The following is an 18,175-nucleotide window of genomic DNA, read 5'->3' on the forward strand; positions in this document are numbered from 1 at the left end:
GCGTTATGCTAAGTACTTGAAAAGTCGCTAAGTGCGTTTCTTAATAGATGCGACTCGGGCATTTTTTACAAAAGCACTGTGTAAATTTGACAACATTTCAAGGAGCCCGAAATGGCAACCGTTTTAGTAAAGCTGGACACCCCTGGATACCAGCAGTTCATCGACTCAACAGCACTTACTGATGTTTTTAGCGTAACTTATGCCAATAAGGATACATGGCATGACTACCTTACCGAGCAACCCGCTATCGCAATCATCGAGGGTAATAACTTCAGCTCGCTCGACTACGAACGCATCGAAGCACTTCAGTTTTGTCCAGATACAGAAATAATTTTTCTCAGCGACGGTGTGCCCAACCCAATATTAGATAAAGTTGTATTAAAATGTGCCGCACACCACTACCGTACTCCATTTTGTATGGAGAGCGTTCAAGAGTTAATCAACGAGCTGAATCAAGAACTGAACGAATCAGTGAGCAATGCGCGTACCGTTGCGACAAGCCAACTCGATCAATTCGGCTTGCTTTACGGATCTGCACGTATCATGAAAAAACTCTATAGGAGTATGCGAAAAGTCGCGTCGTTTGATACCAGCATACTCATTGTTGGTGAGAGTGGCGTGGGTAAAGAGCTGGTTGCTCATACGCTCCATAACGCCAGCGATCGTTCTGAGCACCCGTTTATTGCGGTCAACTGCGGCGCGATGACAAAAGAATTAGCAGCGAGCGATTTATTTGGTCATATCAAGGGCGCATTTACGGGCGCTCACCAAAATCGTGATGGCTTTTTTAAGCAAGCTGGGGCAGGTACCTTGTTCTTAGATGAAGTCACCGAAATGCCAGAAGAGCTTCAAGTGCAGCTGTTGAGAGTTTTGGAAACCGGCGATTTTTCACCTGTTGGCAGTAATCAGGTGCTTCACTCGCGAGCACGAATTATTGCGGCAACCAATAGGGAATTGTCTGAAGCAGTGGCTGAGGGTGTTTTCCGTGAAGACCTATACTTTAGGCTGGCACAATTTCTCATTCATGTCCCGCCACTGAGAAGCAGAGGTGGAGACATCACAGAACTTGCTAAACATTTTTTAGCATACAAAAATACTGAGCTAAATCACGGCAAACAAATTACCGATGCAGCGTTGGACAAATTGACTACGCATCACTGGCCCGGCAATGTAAGAGAACTGAAAAATGTTGTCGACAGAGCCTTTATCGTTGCGAGCGATATCATAGATGCCGAACACATCATCTTGGACAATGAAAAACCACTACATACCTCAGCAGTACCAGCCGGTGTTCCTTTAGCTGAAATCGAAAAACAAGCCATTCTAAATACACTTGATGAACAGCAAGGCAACAAAACAGATACGGCCAAGGCACTCGATATTAGTGTGAAAACACTCTATAACAAACTAGAAAAATACAACGATTAGCAAAAAATTAGCTGCTGGTGAGTAATTAACTGCACAGCAGCTACATGCACACATTTTTTACATACCGCTCTGTAAAAATTTCATGCTTCCCAACCCTCCTCTTCTATAAATACAATCCAAAAACCCACTATAAATATATTTTTCAATCACTTAGCAAACCCGGCTTAGTCTTTGCTATCTCTACAGTGAACCCTCAGCAAAGGAGAATATGATGAAACGTATCACACCGACGTTAGTGTTCGCAGCCGTATTAACAGGCGCATCGATGTCAGTACTAGCAGACAATACCGAGCAAAAATGGAAAGACAATGCACTAGATGCATGGATTGATGGTAAAGCAGAAACAACGCTACTACTGAACACAAATTTGAATTCGTTTGACATCAACACTGATGTTGAAAGTCAACACGTCACACTGACAGGTATGGTTGATACCAATGTTGAAAAGTCATTGGCTGAAGAGCTAATCGCTGGTCTAGATGGCGTAAACAGCGTTGATAACCAACTCACAGTAAAAGATCGCAGTGGTGACACCATGCAAGCGCTAACAGACACGAAAATCACCACAGTCGTTAAAACTCGTCTACTACTCGACAGCGATGTGAACGGCACGGCCATTGATGTGGCGGCACAAGAAGGCGTTGTCATTCTATCAGGGGTTGTTGAGTCTAGCGCCGAAGAAGACCTCGCAATCAGTATTGCAGAGAATACATCCGACGTAGCTCGAGTAGTCGACAGGTTAGACGTGGCTAAGTAGGTATGCACGTCCTCCAATATTGGCCAAAACGCAGCAAGAAGAAGGTGTCCAATCAAGGGCTAGATTACCGAACTTTGATGGATAGCGTTAGTGTCGGACTAACCTCATTTTTGCAAAATCGTTAGCGCAGCTGCACCGTAAAGCGTCAACTTGGATGCAGCTGTGCTATCGATGATGCACAAAAGATGGCTAAGACGACAGTATTTATTAAACAGGGTGACACCACCCGCCGTTTTCACATACACCGTATAAACAAAGGAAATATAATGAACACGATTTTTGATGCATTACGAGAAAGTCATGAGAAACAGAAATTACTACTTAACGCATTAACAGAAACCACCGCAGGCTACTCGACGCGTGAGCTATTTTATACCATGCTCAAAGAAGAGTTAGAGCAACATGCTGCCGCTGAAGAACGTTGTTTTTATGCACCGTTGATAGAGAGTGACAGAACAATCGATATGTCACGACATGGCATAGCAGAGCACCATGCTCTTGATAAGTTAATTGCACAACTTGACGAAACTGACTTTGCATCGCCTCAATGGATGCCGCTGTTGAAAAAGCTTCAACATGCTGTGACTCACCATTTAGAAGAGGAAGAGCAACGCTTTTTCCAGCAAGCAGGTAAAGTTTTCAGTGATAAAGAGAAAACAGCGCTGGCTAATGAATATGAAAAAGAAATGGCAAGCTAAGCTTGCCACCTTTCACTAACCAATCGATGCACAAATGATGCTAATTTTAAAAGGATATGTGCTGGTCGCGACAATTGCGCTGGTACTGGCGTTTGCTAGCCCTTACATTGTTATCTCGCTATTACTTAGCTGGATAGCACTTTCGTTTGGGTTAGTCAGTCTCGCGTACTGTTTAAACAAACCTAATGTCTTTCGAAAACGGACCAACGGCAAAATAAGCCTCTGGGCTCGTTGGTTATTCATTCCTTTTTTTATCAGCGCTCGCAGTTACAACGCCTGGGCTCGACGCCATGATAGCGTAGCCTCAATGCAGGAAGTATATCCCAACCTCTTTGTGTCGAGACGTCTATTCTTTTCAGACCTCGCTGAACTTAAGGAAAAAGGTATCACACGGATTTGTGATGTAACCGCAGAGTTTGTTGGTCTAGATGCTGATATGGCTGGCGAAGAGTTTGATTACCTAACGATTCCTACACTAGACCACACGTCCCCTTCACTTACCCAGCTAATGCATGCTCTGCGCTGGATTGATTGTCAATTAAGCGATGGCGAGCCTGTTGTTGTGCACTGCGCACTTGGCCGAGGACGTTCTGTATTTGTTGTAGCGGCTTATTTGTTGTTATCTGACAGCGCGTTAAGTGTGAAAGACGCCTTATTGAGTATTAATAAGCTACGTTCAACTGCACGACTGAACAAAAACCAACTGCGCGTATTAGAAACAATTCATACAAACCAGGAGCTTACCCTTGAGCCACCTACCTTCATTATTGCCAACCCAGTTTCTGGGGGCGGCAAGTGGCGCCAAAATAAAGCGCAAATCATTAGGGAACTATCCACCAAATTTCGTTTACGCATCAAAGAAACCAAGAAAGATTGCAGTGCTACCAAATTAACCCAAGAAGTTATTTCGCAGGGCGCTTCACGTATTTTTGCTTGCGGTGGCGACGGCACTGTCACTGAGGTTGCCAGTGAAATAGTAAATACTAATTTAACCTTGGGCATTATTCCTTGTGGTACTGCAAATGCGCTTTGTCACGTTCTGTATGGCGTGACCAGTAAAGTTATGCCTATAGAAACGGCATGCCAAACCCTTTTGGCCGACAATACACAAAAAATAGACACGGCGATGTGCAACGATCATCTGGTACTACTGATCATGGGTATAGGATTTGAACAACAAATGATTGAATTCGCACACAGGCAGCAAAAAAATGCAAAAGGTCAGTTCGCCTACTTATCAGGTTTTTTCAACGCTTTCGTGTCTAGTGATACGCAAGAAATCACCTTGCAACTGGGTGACGAAGACAACCAAACACTAGAGGTTCACAGCCTAGTTGCTGCCAACATCGCACCGTTTAGCACGGTATTAGCACATGGTGGTGAGGTGCCGTTGAAAGACGATGGAAAGCTACACGTTTCCTATTTACCTGGACCAGCCTCAACAGCGAATAGAATGTTGGCGTTGTCAGATATTACGCTGTCCAGTGTTGGTCTGAAGGAACGCGCCTCAACATTTAGGTATGCATCTGCTCAAAAGGTATTGATCACGAGTCAATCACCAATAAAATATGTGATTGATGGCGAGGTTTACCATGACGACAACATCCTTGTATCGATGCAGCCAAAATCGCTCAATATCCTAGTGCCTGAGTAACTCATCAGGAGCGTTTACTCAATGGGTCGAACATCTTACTCTTGCATGATCGTGATGCAATTCCGCCCTGCCTGTTTAGATTGGTATAAAGCAAGATCTGCACGTTTTATAAAAGACTCGCCGTTATCTTGGCCGCGCAAGAAATGGGTAACGCCTGCACTAATAGTCACGGTTTTAACCTGACAAAAAGGTTGGTCTTCTATGGCAACACGCAACCGTTCGGCGAGCTGTTCTGCATCGGCTAAATCAGTGTCAGGCAGCAGGATAGCAAACTCTTCACCACCAGTTCGATACAATGAATCATGTTTTCGCAGTCGTTCAAAGCAGACTTTAACCACGTCTTTTAAGGTTATATCTCCAACATCGTGGCCATAGGTATCATTGATTTTCTTGAAGTGATCAATGTCGAAGAAAATAGTCGCTAAGGGTTGGTTTTCTGCCAACGAATGACGAATAGCAGACGCTCTGTCTTGATCCCATTTATAACGGTTGAAACAGCCCGTGAGGTGATCTCGTATGACACGTTCAGACAAGCGCTGTGAGTCTTTTTCTCGTTTTTCTATATTAGTCGACACATGCTCAATCATATCTTGTAAATCGACCGATAAATCACTTAACTCATCATTCGATCTGACTTGCTCAACTTCACTGACAGGAATGTGCTCATTCGATTTCAACGCGGTTTTTACTCGTTCAATGTTTCGCGACATTAAACGAATATTGGCTTTAATACTCAGCACAATAATGGTGGCCATTACAATCCCGATAAACAACGCTATAACACTTAATGAATAATTAACAATTTCAAACTGTTGCTCATGTTTTAATGCCAATAGTGCTTTTCGCTGGGTGATAGACTCAATTGAATGAATAAGCGAAATTGCATTACGGTCAAACGCTTCATCAAATTTGAGAATGTCAGCCAATACTTGCTTGCTATAGCCCTGCTCCATTAACGTTTTCAACATTGCCTCTATATCGCTATGCGATGACTGAAGCAGCAACAGTTGTGAATGTATTTGTTTAAATTTATCTGACGTATTGCTCTTTAGACCAATCTCAGCGACGTTAAGTGCCTGTGTGAATTCTTGTTGAATGTTGTTGTTCCAACGAACAATATTCTCTTGCTCTGATGTAGTATCGGTATTTTCAACCAACTGCTTACGGATAAACTCGTCCATTAAGATCCGCTGTTCCAGTTGCGCTATTTCAATTGCATTAGCATGCTCAGTTAGCGGTACATCAACTACCGCTATCTCTTTTAATTCAATGCCAATCTCACCAAGCGCCGCTACTGAGTGCACCAGCAAGGCCAGAATAAACGCCAGCATAACAAAAACAATGGCACCCACCTTTTTTGAGATGGTCCAACGAAACAGTGATTTCATCAAGGCTCCTAAACGACGATACTGCGTCATAAAAGGTACACTAAATTAGTGCTAGTTGATATGTACTCAGCCCAAAAGACTGGTCTGGCGATATGATTGAGCGTCAACCGTATCTACGTGGATGGCGAATACCCTGAAGACTTTGCACCGCTACATTCGTGTCATTGTATATATATACGCCATCACGATAGACCTTTTTTAATAGCGTTTTTTGCACGGAGTCATTGCATACAGCGCCGAACGCAACACAACCATTAAGCGCATACCAAGGTGAAAATTGTTCAACAGCATGAACAGCATCGGGCGTAGCCAGAGTATCTACATGGAAAATTTCTAATCTCGCCCACTCGGTCATCTTTTTTCGCAACACCTCTGACCGAATATCATGTTGCAGTTGAAGCACACCTTCCTTATTGAAACTGCCTTCAAGGTCTATTGTCATCAAGTCGTCTTGCCACGCAATGTACCAACTTCCATGTGGTTTCATACGGCGATATCTAATTTTTTGGGTGACTGCGAAATAGTTGCTAACAAAGAGCGGCTATTGATCATTCTATCGGTACTCGCGCCTTTAAATTCGGCAAATTTACGTTGAGATTTTTCTGTTAAATTCTCAACGGCTCCCACCGTAGAAGTACCGTCTTTTTTGCTATAAAACACGGAAAGTCGAGTTGTTATAGCGTTAATATGTTGAGTCGCGTTTTGTTCACTTAAACGGACCTTATCGACAAAATGAATTTCACGTTCAAGTTCGTTAAATAGTGCTTTAGGCAACTTGTTCTCGCTTACAACCCTTGCCAAAGACTGGTACCAATCAAGTACAGGGGAGATCAAGGTTAAATCGGTAGGGCTGTTTTTAAGCCACTTACTATTGCCGACGACTGAGGCGCTTAAGCCATGGGCTACAACGTGATAAGGGCGAGGCAATCGTCGTGATACAACGTCGAATGTATTGCTCCATTGTTGTGCCGACAAAACTTTATCACCCACACTATTTGGTAAGAATTCGATAGCCACACAGCAGTATCCCTGCTTCACGAGCTTTTTCATTAACGGCGTAAATTGAATAGCATGAGTCCATCCATGGACAAGCCAGATAACCTTTCCTTCACCGACAGAATATGTACGCACTTTGCCATATTTTGTTTTGTAGGTTGTTTGCTTAACGCTCTTCCCCCACGTTGCTGCGCGCGAGTTAGGTGTTAGCAATTTTCTTTTTAGCAACTTGTAAGCATACTGTGGGAATAATTTATAGACAGTTTGAATCAACCAAACCGACAGAATATAATCAACATGGGTGCTGCGAATCATAGTTGTTTCCTGTTGAGCCAATTATGATTGCAAGGTTGGCATGGCCAATTGCTCATGCTTATTCGCAAGCACAAGCGCCGGTGACATAGGTGTGCGTTGATTGATAAACGCGATCAAATCACTCTTTTCTTTGCTTTCTGCACAGCTACCAACCACTTTGCACAGTTCAATATCAAATAAATTGTTCGTTGCGCCAAAACGGATAAATAATTGTTTTAATGGCTTTAAGTGCTGCTTTCTTACTTTGCCTTTCAAGTACTCTAGCGTTGCTAGCACATCAAAACTGTTGGTTGCATGATCAGAAGTGATGATTTCGACGACACGATCGATAAATAATTCTGACACATTCTCGTTTTCAAGTTTGCTGCACAGTTCTAGCTCTGGTGTTAACGCTGCAACACTATTCACTTGGCCACTAATCACTTTGTCGTGGATATAACTTTGTAGACGCTGACGACGTAATTGTTCTACTTCGACACGATCACGCATTGCACGTCGTTTCGTTTTCGCTTTGTATTGCTTATAGAAATGCGTCACATCTGCAAAATAGATTCTTTTGATCAGCAACATTAAAAGTAAAGCAATAAGACAGTTTGTCAGCAGTAAAGTCATCACGTCACCCTATAAAACAATAGTATGGGCGTACTATAACTAATGACTTTGCAAACAATATGGAGCAAATATGGAGAACTAAGGAGTCATTAGACCTCTGCTAATATCTCGACGTTGTGGTTAACGAGTTTGTCTTAATTCTGCCACTTTTTTGTTAAATATCTGTAAACGGATGTTCATTTTCCAGTCACCAAACTGTCACCACTTCTCCACAAACTAGCAATCCCCTGTGGTTACTTATCGCGAATTAACCAGCTGTAGGGCGAAACATTACGCTTGGAAAACCAATAAAAACGGAAAATAAAATGTCTAATATATTATCAAGCCGCTTTAAATTGTCGGCGATTACTTTATCTATGTTACTTGCCCTTACAGCATGTGATGATGGTGACGATGGCGCAGCAGGCGCTACTGGTGCACAAGGTGTGGCTGGTGTAGATGGTCAAAACGGTGCCGATGGTGCTGACGGTGCTGACGGTCAAGACGGCTCTCCTGGTGATCGCGGTATCATGCAACCAGCGGGACTAACACGTTTAGCTACCGTGCCTACAGGTGCTGAAGTAACAGGTATTTTTGTCAATGCTGACGGTGATCTATTCTTCAACTTCCAACACCCTGATGATGTAAACGACGAGGTGGATGCGGAAGGAAAAGCACACAACCGCGGCGGCGTTGGTGTTGTACAAGGTGTAAACATCAACAAAATCCCTAAAAATGCGATTTCTACACCTATCCCTGTGTCTGATGAAGAAAAAGAAACCGTACAAGTGGCGTACGGTGAATACAAATTACTTGGTCAATACGGTGATACGTTTGAGGGTAACTTGGTCAACGGTCTAGGTGCCATTATGGGTGCAAGTGGTAAGCAAGAGCCTGGTTCTGTGGCAGAAGGCTGGCCTGACTTCAACGGCTATATCTCAACAGGTACAAACGAAGGCTACTTATTTACCAACTGGGAATACTTCCCTGGTGGCATGAGCCGTATGAAAATCTCTAAAGACGCTAGCTCAGGCGAGTGGTCTGTTGATAATACAGACGTCACTATGCTTGATTTTGGTACTTACGGCACAGTGGCAAACTGTTTCGGTTCAGTAACGCCTTGGAACACGCCGTTAACGTCAGAAGAATGGGGTAACAATGGTGATGCAACTTGGTCTTGGAACGACCCTGCTGATACAGACAATGCTTCACGTGATGAGTTAGCGAAATTCATCAATGCAGGTATTACTAATGCAACTGAAGCAACTTTATTCCCTAACACGTACCGTTACCACTACATTGTTGAAGTAACGGATCCAGCAGGTGCTGCTACGCCAGTTAAACGTTATGCGTTAGGTCGCTTTGAGCATGAAAATGCGGTTGTAATGCCTGACCAAAAAACCGTTTACTTATCACAAGACAGCACCAACGGTGTGTTCTACAAATTCGTGGCAGATACTGCCGGTGACTTAAGTGCAGGTACTTTGTATGCAGCGAAGTTAACACAAGATGCAGGTAGCACAGAACCAGCGGTGACAGGTTTTGACATCACTTGGATAGAGTTAGCAAGCGGCGACGAAGCAACGATCGAAAGCTGGATTGCTGAATACGACGCTATTGATACAGATAGCTATGTTGATGGCCGCAGTAACTACCTAACTGACGCAGATGCTATTGCATGGGCAGCAGGTGCAGCGACATTCGGTGCAGCTGACGCTCAATCAGCACAAGCTGTAACCGACGGTTACGAAGGTGCAGAAACATACCCAGGTACGGTTTCAGCAGGTCAAGCAATGGATGACCGTGTAGCATTCCTTGAGTCTCGCAAAGCAGCTCGCGCTAAAGGTGCAACGGCTGAATGGCGCAAGTTTGAAGGTATCAACATCAACACTACGCGTGCACAACAGCTTGTTGAAGATGGCGACCCTGCAACAACTGCATACGTTTATTTTGCTATCGCTGATATCGATCGCGGCATGATTGATGGTGAAGGTGACATTCGCCTAAGTGCACGCGTTAAAGACTGTGGTGGTGTTTACCGTATGGCACTTGCTGACGACTACGATGTAAGCCGCATCGAACCTGTATTGATGGGCGCTGCAGAGCGCAACGTTGAAGGTATCGAAGAATGTGACGCGAATGGTCTTTCACAGCCTGATAACGTGGTTGTTATGGAAGATGGCCGAATCCTTATCGGTGAAGACGGTGGTCAAGCAAACAACACGCTTTGGATGTACGACCCTTCAGTAAACGACTAATAAGCAGTCTTTGACTGGCTGGGTGATCAGGTCAAGCCTGATCACCCTTTTCGTTTATTTTAGGAAAGAGAATACCAACATGCGTTTACACATTACTTTAACTCTACTTTTAGCTTCAACTAGTCTGTTTTTGAGCGGTTGTAACAATGAGCAATCTGCCAGCTCGCCAACTGACGAGGCCGAACAAATCAACTCGTCTGTTGCTCTTACCGCGGCTCAAAACAATGACGAAGATACTGCGCACTCTCTTGCAGAAACATATCATCAAGTCGAGTCTTACGCACCGGCCAAAAAGTGGCTTGAAGCGGGTCAGGTATACAACAAAGAGGCACCGATTCCAGCACAGTGTTATACAAAAACCGATCAAGTAAATAACCCTTGCTATGTATGTCACCAAAGTTATCACGACCAACACTTACGCCCGAACAAACTGAACGATGGCTTCCAACAAGGTAGCTATGCTTTCTCTGATATTGGTGTAAGCAACAGCTGGCGAAATTTGTTCAAAGACAGAACACGCGAGATTGCCAACATTACGGATCGTCAAATCCTTAACTACATTAACCAAGATAACTATTCTCCATTTATCGAAAAACTAAAAAATTCCGACTGGAAAGGCGTTATCCCAGAAGTCAAAAATCTACATTTAGGTGCTGAAGCGTTTGACGAGCACGGTCTAGCCAAAGACGGCTCGGGATGGGTAGCATTCAATTATAAACCAATGCCAAGCACGTTCTGGCCAACCAACGGCTCAACCGATGATGTGATGATTCGCTTACCCGAGCCTTTTATGCAAATAAACGGCGAATATTCGCGTGATGCCTACTACGCAAACCTTGCGCTAGTTGAAATGGCCATTGCCGATACACAAAGCACGACGTCTATTCCTTTAAATGAAAAACGCATTGGCGTTGATTTAGACGGCAATGGACAATTACAAGAACAAGTACGCACCATTAAACGCGGCACGCATTATGTTGCAGATGCATCACATGTTGAGCTAGCGAAGATGCTTTACCCAGAAGGGACAGCCTTCTTACATACAGTACGTTACGTCAATGTAGATGACGAGGGAGAGATAAGCGTCTCACCACGTATGAAAGAAGTACGTTACATGGTCAAGAAAAAGTTCCTCTCATTAGGCGAGCTCAAGGGCCGATACTACCTTGAACGTAAAGAAAAGCATTTTGAAAATCTACCTTACTACAACGAATTTGGCGATGATGGCGTCAGTAACAAGCACGGTTGGACACTTCTTGGCTTTATAGAAAATGAACACGGTGAACTGCGCCAGCAAAATAATGAAGAACAATTCTTCTGTACAGGTTGTCATAAAAGTGTGGGTTCTATTATTGATGAAACCTTTAGCTTCCCACGCAAGGTGGCCGGGGTGAATGGTTGGGGTTACATCAATCTGAAGTCAATCAGCGATGTGCCAAACATTGGTGAAGAAAAAGGCGAAATACTTACTTATTTAGAGCGTGCTGGTGGTGGTGATGAATTCCGCCAAAACCAAGAAATGATTGATCGCTGGTTCAACGCCGATGGTTCTGTAAACACGCAAAAGGTACTCGCACAGCAAAGTATCTATGAGCTAATTACACCATCACGCCGTCGCGCACTAGACCTGAACAAGGCTTACAAAACCATTGTTGAAGAACAGAGCTTTATCTATGGCCGCGAAGCAACATTAGGGAAAGCGAAAAATGTGCTAGTTGAAGTCAACGAAGAACAAGCACCGCTGAAACCCGAGCATATTCACCAGTGGGATATTCGCCTTGATTGGAGTAAAGGCGAAAACGTATCGGTTGCGCAAGCGGAGAAATAATCATGAGCGGGCTTATGTTTGACTTTCCGTTATTCGATTTCACCGTCGCCAGTATTTTAATGGGATTAGGTATTGGGCTAGATGTCGCTATTGCGACGGTAGCAAGGTCAAATCAGCTCAATACCTTAAGAACAGCAGCACTTTGGGTTATTGGTGTATCTCTAACCCATACCCTGTTTCCCATGTTCGGCTACTTACTGGCTTACTTTAGTGTGCAAATTACGCCTGAAATTACGCCATTGATTGGTATTTTAGCGTTTGTTTGCATCTTCTTGTTCTTGAAAGGTGAGTTGACTGAGCTTGCAAACCCTGAACAAGAAAACACAAGTTCGCAAATACTGATCACCTTGGGCCTAATTCTCGCAGTGAGTTGGGATGCACTTTGGTCAGGTCCTGCAAAATCGGCACAAGTCATCGGGTGGCCAGAACTGATGGTTTGGATCTCTTTCATTCTTGTTGGCGTGATGGTATCGGTGTTGGCGTTAACGAGCCTTCGCTTGTCACATATTTTCAGTCGTATCGGTGAAAAGAAGCCTTACTTAGGTTTGCTTGGTAGCTGGATTCAATACGCGGTTATTGGCTATTTTGGCTTGTTGGCATTAATAAGATACACATTTGATATAAACATGTATTGGTGGCAAATATTAATGTTGTCCTCGGTGTTAATAGGTACTGCTATGTTGCTTTGTTTGAGATTGAAAAATGTTAAACAAGTATCATTACTCGACCATTAACTACTAAACTAAGTTAGCTATACAAAAAAGCCCTCCATTGAGGGCTTTTTTTGAGTGCCGTTACACATTTCTTTTTGTAATTTCTTGGGCACCAAACAACACTAATTAGTTTACCTAAAATAAAATGTAACCAGTTGCAAAGCAATCAAAATCGTTACATTACAACAAAACATGAAACTAATTCAGGTTTCAACAAAACGTTCACACCCCATAAACGCTCTTACTTTTAAAAGCCAAATCTAATAAAAGCGTTGAAAAATGCAGAGTATTTGCAAATTAAATTTATTGTTACAATATAACACCGCAAACATAAGTTACTTGCTACTACTCGGTTTACTCGACAACACTCAACGCTGATTTCTTACTATTGGTCGCTTATCGTCTTGAACACATGATTGTTTCAATCTAGTGTAGATGTGTAACAAAATAACAACTACACATTCGGTGAAACATGAAAAACCTTTTAAAAGCAGCTATTGCTGCATCTTTAATGGTTTCTGCAACAGGTGCTTTTGCAAAGTCTGACGCAGATGACAAATCATTGTTTACGAGCAAAACCTTTAATGCGATGGAACTTCGCAACATTGGTCCTGCTTACATGTCAGGTCGAATCGCAGATATCGCGGTTGATCAGAACAATCCATCAACATGGTACACAGCTGTTGGTTCTGGTGGTGTTTGGAAAACCGTAAATGCCGGTAATACGTGGACGCCTATTTTCGATAAGCAAGCGGTTTACTCAACAGGTGATGTCACCATTGACCCAAGTAACTCAAATATCATTTGGGTAGGTACTGGTGAAAATAATGGTGGTCGCCACATTAGTTTTGGTGACGGTATCTACAAATCACTTGACGGTGGTAAAACTTGGAAAAACATGGGCTTGAAAAAGTCTGAGCGTATTTCAGATATTATTATTCACCCTACCAATTCAGATATTGTTTGGGCGGCAGTACAAGGTCCATTATGGACTGGCGGCGGTGAACGCGGTCTATACAAAACCACTGATGGTGGTGAAACGTGGAAACAAGTATTAACACCTGAAGATGAGTGGACAGGTGTCACTTCGCTCCTAATTGACCCGCGTAACCCAGACAAGCTTTATGCTGCAACATGGTCTCGCCAGCGTAAAATTGAGTCTTACGTAGGTACGGGCCCTGGTGCTGGTATTCACACATCAGATGATGGCGGTGAAACGTGGACCGAGTTAAAAACCGGACTACCTAAAGGCAACATGGGTAAGATTGGTATGGCGATTTCGCCTATCAACCCAGATGTCGTTTACGCCACCATTGAAATAGACAATCGTAAAGGTGGCTTCTACCGCTCAGAAAATCGCGGTGCAAGTTGGACAAAAATGTCTGACGAAGTCGGCGGTGGTACAGGCCCTCACTACTACCAAGAAATCTTTGCCGACCAACATCAAATGGACCGTGTTTACATTGCCAGCAACTACAGTAAAGTGTCGGACGACGGTGGTAAAACATGGACACCTATCAGCACCAAGCGTAAGCATGTAGATGACCATGCATTTGCTTTCCACCCGACCGATCCTGACTTTGTATTAATCGGTTCTGATGGCGGTATTTACATGTCGCATGACCGCATGGAAAACTTCCGCTACATTGCTAACTTGCCATTAACACAGTTCTACAAAGTAGCGCCAGATGATGCAGAACCTTTTTACACGGTTTATGCAGGTGCTCAAGATAACTCTACACAAGGTGGCCCGTCGCGCACCAAACGTGCAGAAGGTATCAAAAACAAAGATTGGTTCTTAACACTAGGCGGTGACGGTCACCAACCAGCGGTAGAGCCAGGCAACCCAGACATTATGTATTCACAATGGCAGCAAGGTAACTTGATGCGTCACGATTTAAAAACCCGTGAAAATGTCTACATTAAGCCGCAACCTCGTCCAGGCGAGCCGGCTGAGCGTTACAACTGGGATGCGCCAATCAATGTATCAACACATGATCCTAAGCGTATTTACCATGCGTCACAACGCGTGTGGCGATCGGATGACCGCGGTAATAGCTGGACACCAATCTCAGGGGACTTAACCAAGAACGGTAACCGTATGCATTCTGAGATGATGGGCCGTACATGGTCTGTTGAAGCAGGTTGGGATATCTACGCGATGTCAGAATTCCACACCATTGCCAACTTCTCAGAAAGCCCTGTTGATGAAAACGTTCTTTGGGTAGGTACTGACGACGGCTTAATTCAAGTCACTACGGATGGCGGTAAAACGTGGAAGAAAATTGACCTAGGCAAAGTTAAAGGTGTACCTGCAACAGCTTATGTTAACGATATCCGCGCTGATTTATTCGATAAAAACACGGTTTATGTGGCGTTAGATAACCACAAATACGGTGATTTCAAACCTTACTTAATCAAGTCAACAAACCTTGGTAAAAAGTGGACGTCACTAGCGAAAGACTTGCCAGAAAAGCACCTGGTATGGCGTATCGTACAAGACCACGTGAACAAAGACCTTATGTTCATCGGTACTGAGTTTGGTATTTTCTTCACCGTTGACGGTGGTAAAAAATGGCTAGAACTTGATGGTGGTATACCAACTATCTCTACTCGTGACGTGAAAATTCAACGTCGTGAGAATGATTTAGTGGCAGGTACTTTTGGTCGTGGTATCTACATTCTTGATGACTACGCGCCACTGCGTAACTTAACCGCGAAATCAATGGAGCAAGAGGCACTTTTATTCGCACCAAGCCGCCCAGTAAAATGGTTCACGCTCGACAGCAACCACGCGCGCACAGACGGTGATGATCGCTATGCAGCGAAAAACCCTGCACATGGTGCAACACTGACCTATTTCTTAAAAGACAGCTTATTAACAGCGAAAGAAAAACGTCAAGCTGCAGAAAAGAAAATGGTGAAGGATAAGAAATATCCTAAATACCCTTCTTGGGAATCAATTGAAAAAGAAAACCAAGAAGCGAAGCCTGCTGTTTACGTTGAAATCAGAGACGCAAAAGGTAACTTTGTTAACCGCGTAGCAGGTAAAACCACGAAAGGCTTACACCGTATTACATGGGGCATGACTTACGCGAAAGAAAGTGCAATCACAGGTGAAAAACCATCACCATGGCACCCTCTGGGTAAAGGCCTAATGGCAGCGCCGGGCAAATACACCGCAACACTATACAAACGCGAAGGCAGTGAAGTTAGCCAGCTAGCTACGCCAGTTGAATTTGAGCTGAAAGCCATTTTTGAAAATGCGCTAACGCCAGCTTCTCCGGATGATGTCCTTAAGTTTGGTCAAGAGGTTGTGGCTGCCGAGCGTCGCTCTTCAGCAGCAGGCGCAGTACTGAAAGGTATTAACAAGAAGATGGAAGCACTTCGTACAGCGCTTGATCGCACACCGAACAATGTGCCAGCACTTGAGAAGCAATATGCCGATATCCAAGCGGAAATTAATGCCATTAACTTTGAACTGTACGGTTTGAAATCACGCGACCGCATGGGTACAAAACCAGCGAACATTTCAAGTCGTTTAGGCTATGCAATGTCTGGCGTGCGCTCATCTTACGGCCCAACTAAGCAACACCACGAACAATTCGGGTACGCATTAGAAGGCCTTGATGCAGTGATTAAGCGCATTGACACACTTGAAGAAGCAACAATTCCAGCGCTTCAAAAAGCCATGAGTCAAGCTGGTAGTCCTTGGACAGTAGGTACACCACTGACTGTTCAATAATACGTTAGCATAAACGTAAAAAAGGCACCGAAAGGTGCCTTTTTTGTGTGTGGGTAAACGCTATGTTTGCTGACTTTGTTTCACAAGTTAGTGAGAACGCTATAGGTCTACAATGCGGTAATATTTATCTTCTGCTTGTCCGAATAAACTGAATCTTGGGTTGTCACCGCACTAGTTTCGATATCAATACTGTAATTACCAGGCTTTTCTACACGGTATACAAGTAGATGCTGGCCTCTTAAGCCATCAATAGTCACCACTTCTTTGCTTTCGATTGTAACCCCAGGGCTTGCAGAAAACTTGAGTTCAACATTTTTGTATGCGGCAGCAATTAAGTAGCCAACTTTGACTTTGCCGGATTCATTCGCTGACGTAACTTGATTTCGTTCTACCATGATTCGAGGCGCAGAGACAGAACCTGACGCTTTGCGATGACCACTCATGGCATCAAAGCCACGATACCCGCCATGCATACCAAAACCGCCAAAACCACCATGCAAATCACAAAGTGCATTAGCTGCACCAATGGGCATTAAAGCAGAAATAAACAGTAGGTTTTTAATATGTGTTTTCATCTCTTTTCCTTTAAGAGCTAGAACAGCAGGATTTAGCTCCAATCGGTGGTTGTCCACGTGATATGTTGCCAACAAGCAACGCTATCAACAACGGCATAGTAACATAACTTCAATCGTCGAAATATCATTCAGCATTTGAATCGGCTCAATTATTCTACCGCTCGTCGACAACACCTATTGAGAACTCATAACACCCTATAAATAGTTATAAAAAATTACCGAATCAAGCATGTTATTTTTATGGCAGTTCAGTAAGATGTTGGCTTTGTGTTATTTGAACGTACGGGCGTATTCATGGGTAAGATTAAACAAGTTGCCGTTGTCGGCGGAACTCACGGAAATGAGTTCAGTGGTATTTATTTGTTAAAGAAGTGGCAAAGAAAACCTGAATTGCTGCATAGACCCGGATTAAGCATCGACACTGTATTCGCCAACCCTAAAGGGTTTGAAGAAAACAAACGTTACCTTGACTGCGATTTAAACCGTCAGTTTACCTTGGCAGACTTAGCCAATAACGAACTCACTAATTATGAGCAAAGTCGCGCAAAAGTGATTAATGCGCAACTGGGCCCAAAAGGCAACGCAAAATCTGACTTCATCATTGATTTACACAACACCACGAGCAACATGGGTCCAACCCTTATTTTATTAAAGTCAGATGATTTTAATAAAAAGATGGGCGCTTATGTTCTCGCGAAAATGCCAGAAGCAGTTGTCGTTTTTGAAGATCAAGTATCAATGGAAGAACACTACTTTTTAGCGTCGATAGCTGACCAAGGTGTCATTGTAGAAATTGGTCCTCAATCACAATCTGTTATTCGCCAAGATGTGCTTGATTGGATGGAAAATATGACACAGGCGATCCTTGATTTCGTTGAACTTTACAACAGTGACAACTTACCTGAACTACCTTCAAGCTATGACGCCTATAGTTACGTTGAAAGTATCAAGCTACCGATGGATGAAAACGGTGAGCGTATTGGTATGGTGCATAAAAATGTGCAAGACAATGATTTTAAACCATTGACTAAAGGCGACCCAATATTCACCTTATTCGACGGTGGCGAAATTACGTATCAAGGTGATTATGAAGCCTACCCTCATTTCATTAACGAAGCGGCTTATTACGACAATAACCTTGCTATGTCATTAGGCAAGAAAATTACCGTATCGCTAGACTAACCTTTGTCATTTACTAGCAGAACTTTCTATTTGTAAGAGCTTAGTCT

General features: G+C 43.5%; 14 protein-coding genes. 9 read left to right on the forward strand and 5 right to left on the reverse strand.

All coding sequences use genetic code 11. From position 1 onward, the window contains the following. The first annotated feature begins 111 nt into the window (after nucleotides 1-111). The 4 genes from ACFSJY_RS02355 to ACFSJY_RS02370 all read left to right on the forward strand — a co-directional run bounded on the left by ACFSJY_RS02355 (nucleotide 112) and on the right by ACFSJY_RS02370 (nucleotide 4,537). Nucleotides 112-1,428, forward strand: a complete 1,317-nt coding sequence (locus ACFSJY_RS02355) for a sigma-54 interaction domain-containing protein (protein ID WP_386030704.1) — start codon at nucleotides 112-114, stop codon at nucleotides 1,426-1,428. Nucleotides 1,429-1,639: 211 nt separating this feature from the next. Next, nucleotides 1,640-2,185, forward strand: coding sequence for a BON domain-containing protein (locus tag ACFSJY_RS02360; protein ID WP_386032205.1), 546 nt, complete (start codon nucleotides 1,640-1,642; stop codon nucleotides 2,183-2,185). A gap of 266 nt (nucleotides 2,186-2,451) precedes the next feature. Further along, nucleotides 2,452-2,883, forward strand: a complete 432-nt coding sequence (locus ACFSJY_RS02365) for a hemerythrin domain-containing protein (protein WP_386030706.1) — start codon at nucleotides 2,452-2,454, stop codon at nucleotides 2,881-2,883. A gap of 34 nt (nucleotides 2,884-2,917) precedes the next feature. Beyond that, nucleotides 2,918-4,537, forward strand: coding sequence for a diacylglycerol kinase family protein (locus ACFSJY_RS02370; RefSeq protein ID WP_386030708.1), 1,620 nt, complete (start codon nucleotides 2,918-2,920; stop codon nucleotides 4,535-4,537). A gap of 35 nt (nucleotides 4,538-4,572) precedes the next feature. On the opposite strand, the gene ACFSJY_RS02375 is transcribed toward ACFSJY_RS02370, so the two are convergent. From ACFSJY_RS02375 to ACFSJY_RS02390, 4 genes are all read right to left on the reverse strand, one after another. Beyond that, nucleotides 4,573-5,925: a GGDEF domain-containing protein gene (locus ACFSJY_RS02375; RefSeq protein WP_386030710.1), complete on the reverse strand. Its 1,353-nt coding sequence runs from the start codon at nucleotides 5,923-5,925 to the stop codon at nucleotides 4,573-4,575. Nucleotides 5,926-6,028: 103 nt separating this feature from the next. Continuing rightward, the gene (locus tag ACFSJY_RS02380; protein ID WP_386030712.1) at nucleotides 6,029-6,412 is read right to left on the reverse strand and encodes a hypothetical protein; all 384 of its coding nucleotides are present in this window, start codon (nucleotides 6,410-6,412) and stop codon (nucleotides 6,029-6,031) included. Beyond that, on the reverse strand, nucleotides 6,409-7,236 hold the full coding sequence (locus ACFSJY_RS02385; protein WP_386030714.1) for a hypothetical protein: 828 nt from the start codon (nucleotides 7,234-7,236) through the stop codon (nucleotides 6,409-6,411). The genes ACFSJY_RS02380 and ACFSJY_RS02385 overlap by 4 nt, the downstream gene beginning before the upstream one ends. A 21-nt stretch (nucleotides 7,237-7,257) precedes the next feature. Continuing rightward, a complete protein-coding gene (locus ACFSJY_RS02390; RefSeq protein ID WP_386030716.1) occupies nucleotides 7,258-7,848 on the reverse strand; it encodes a hypothetical protein in 591 nt (196 codons plus the stop codon). 305 nt (nucleotides 7,849-8,153) lie between these two features. Between ACFSJY_RS02390 and ACFSJY_RS02395 the strand changes: the two genes are divergently transcribed. The 4 genes from ACFSJY_RS02395 (at nucleotide 8,154) to ACFSJY_RS02410 (ending at nucleotide 16,371) form a co-directional block, all read left to right on the forward strand. Continuing rightward, nucleotides 8,154-10,085 (forward strand): alkaline phosphatase PhoX, encoded by a 1,932-nt coding sequence (locus tag ACFSJY_RS02395; RefSeq protein ID WP_386030718.1) that lies wholly within the window; start codon nucleotides 8,154-8,156, stop codon nucleotides 10,083-10,085. 79 nt (nucleotides 10,086-10,164) lie between these two features. Beyond that, complete coding sequence (locus ACFSJY_RS02400; protein WP_386030721.1) at nucleotides 10,165-11,913, forward strand: hypothetical protein; 1,749 nt, start codon at nucleotides 10,165-10,167, stop codon at nucleotides 11,911-11,913. A 2-nt stretch (nucleotides 11,914-11,915) separates the two neighbouring features. Beyond that, on the forward strand, nucleotides 11,916-12,647 hold the full coding sequence (locus ACFSJY_RS02405) for a hypothetical protein (RefSeq protein WP_386030723.1): 732 nt from the start codon (nucleotides 11,916-11,918) through the stop codon (nucleotides 12,645-12,647). Between the two features lie 451 nt (nucleotides 12,648-13,098). Beyond that, entirely contained in the window at nucleotides 13,099-16,371 is a 3,273-nt protein-coding gene (locus tag ACFSJY_RS02410; protein ID WP_386030725.1) for a WD40/YVTN/BNR-like repeat-containing protein, read from the forward strand. 107 nt (nucleotides 16,372-16,478) lie between these two features. On the opposite strand, the gene ACFSJY_RS02415 is transcribed toward ACFSJY_RS02410, so the two are convergent. Then, on the reverse strand, nucleotides 16,479-16,946 hold the full coding sequence (locus ACFSJY_RS02415) for a hypothetical protein (protein WP_386030727.1): 468 nt from the start codon (nucleotides 16,944-16,946) through the stop codon (nucleotides 16,479-16,481). A gap of 294 nt (nucleotides 16,947-17,240) precedes the next feature. Between ACFSJY_RS02415 and ACFSJY_RS02420 the strand changes: the two genes are divergently transcribed. After that, nucleotides 17,241-18,128, forward strand: a complete 888-nt coding sequence (locus ACFSJY_RS02420) for an aspartoacylase (protein ID WP_386030729.1) — start codon at nucleotides 17,241-17,243, stop codon at nucleotides 18,126-18,128. The last annotated feature ends 47 nt before the right edge of the window (nucleotides 18,129-18,175 follow it).

This window comes from Thalassotalea euphylliae (genome assembly GCF_042682785.1).
GTDB lineage: Bacteria > Pseudomonadota > Gammaproteobacteria > Enterobacterales > Alteromonadaceae > Thalassotalea_F > Thalassotalea_F euphylliae.

What these genes read in the sequence shown, in the direction of transcription:
- ACFSJY_RS02355 (WP_386030704.1), top strand. Translation starts at nt 112, where the DNA reads ATGGCAACCGTTTTAGTAAAGCTGGACACCCCTGGATACCAGCAGTTC.
- ACFSJY_RS02360 (WP_386032205.1), top strand. Translation starts at nt 1,640, where the DNA reads ATGAAACGTATCACACCGACGTTAGTGTTCGCAGCCGTATTAACAGGC.
- ACFSJY_RS02365 (WP_386030706.1), top strand. Translation starts at nt 2,452, where the DNA reads ATGAACACGATTTTTGATGCATTACGAGAAAGTCATGAGAAACAGAAA.
- ACFSJY_RS02370 (WP_386030708.1), top strand. Translation starts at nt 2,918, where the DNA reads ATGATGCTAATTTTAAAAGGATATGTGCTGGTCGCGACAATTGCGCTG.
- ACFSJY_RS02375 (WP_386030710.1), bottom strand. Translation starts at nt 5,925, where the DNA reads ATGAAATCACTGTTTCGTTGGACCATCTCAAAAAAGGTGGGTGCCATT.
- ACFSJY_RS02380 (WP_386030712.1), bottom strand. Translation starts at nt 6,412, where the DNA reads ATGAAACCACATGGAAGTTGGTACATTGCGTGGCAAGACGACTTGATG.
- ACFSJY_RS02385 (WP_386030714.1), bottom strand. Translation starts at nt 7,236, where the DNA reads ATGATTCGCAGCACCCATGTTGATTATATTCTGTCGGTTTGGTTGATT.
- ACFSJY_RS02390 (WP_386030716.1), bottom strand. Translation starts at nt 7,848, where the DNA reads ATGACTTTACTGCTGACAAACTGTCTTATTGCTTTACTTTTAATGTTG.
- ACFSJY_RS02395 (WP_386030718.1), top strand. Translation starts at nt 8,154, where the DNA reads ATGTCTAATATATTATCAAGCCGCTTTAAATTGTCGGCGATTACTTTA.
- ACFSJY_RS02400 (WP_386030721.1), top strand. Translation starts at nt 10,165, where the DNA reads ATGCGTTTACACATTACTTTAACTCTACTTTTAGCTTCAACTAGTCTG.
- ACFSJY_RS02405 (WP_386030723.1), top strand. Translation starts at nt 11,916, where the DNA reads ATGAGCGGGCTTATGTTTGACTTTCCGTTATTCGATTTCACCGTCGCC.
- ACFSJY_RS02410 (WP_386030725.1), top strand. Translation starts at nt 13,099, where the DNA reads ATGAAAAACCTTTTAAAAGCAGCTATTGCTGCATCTTTAATGGTTTCT.
- ACFSJY_RS02415 (WP_386030727.1), bottom strand. Translation starts at nt 16,946, where the DNA reads ATGAAAACACATATTAAAAACCTACTGTTTATTTCTGCTTTAATGCCC.
- ACFSJY_RS02420 (WP_386030729.1), top strand. Translation starts at nt 17,241, where the DNA reads ATGGGTAAGATTAAACAAGTTGCCGTTGTCGGCGGAACTCACGGAAAT.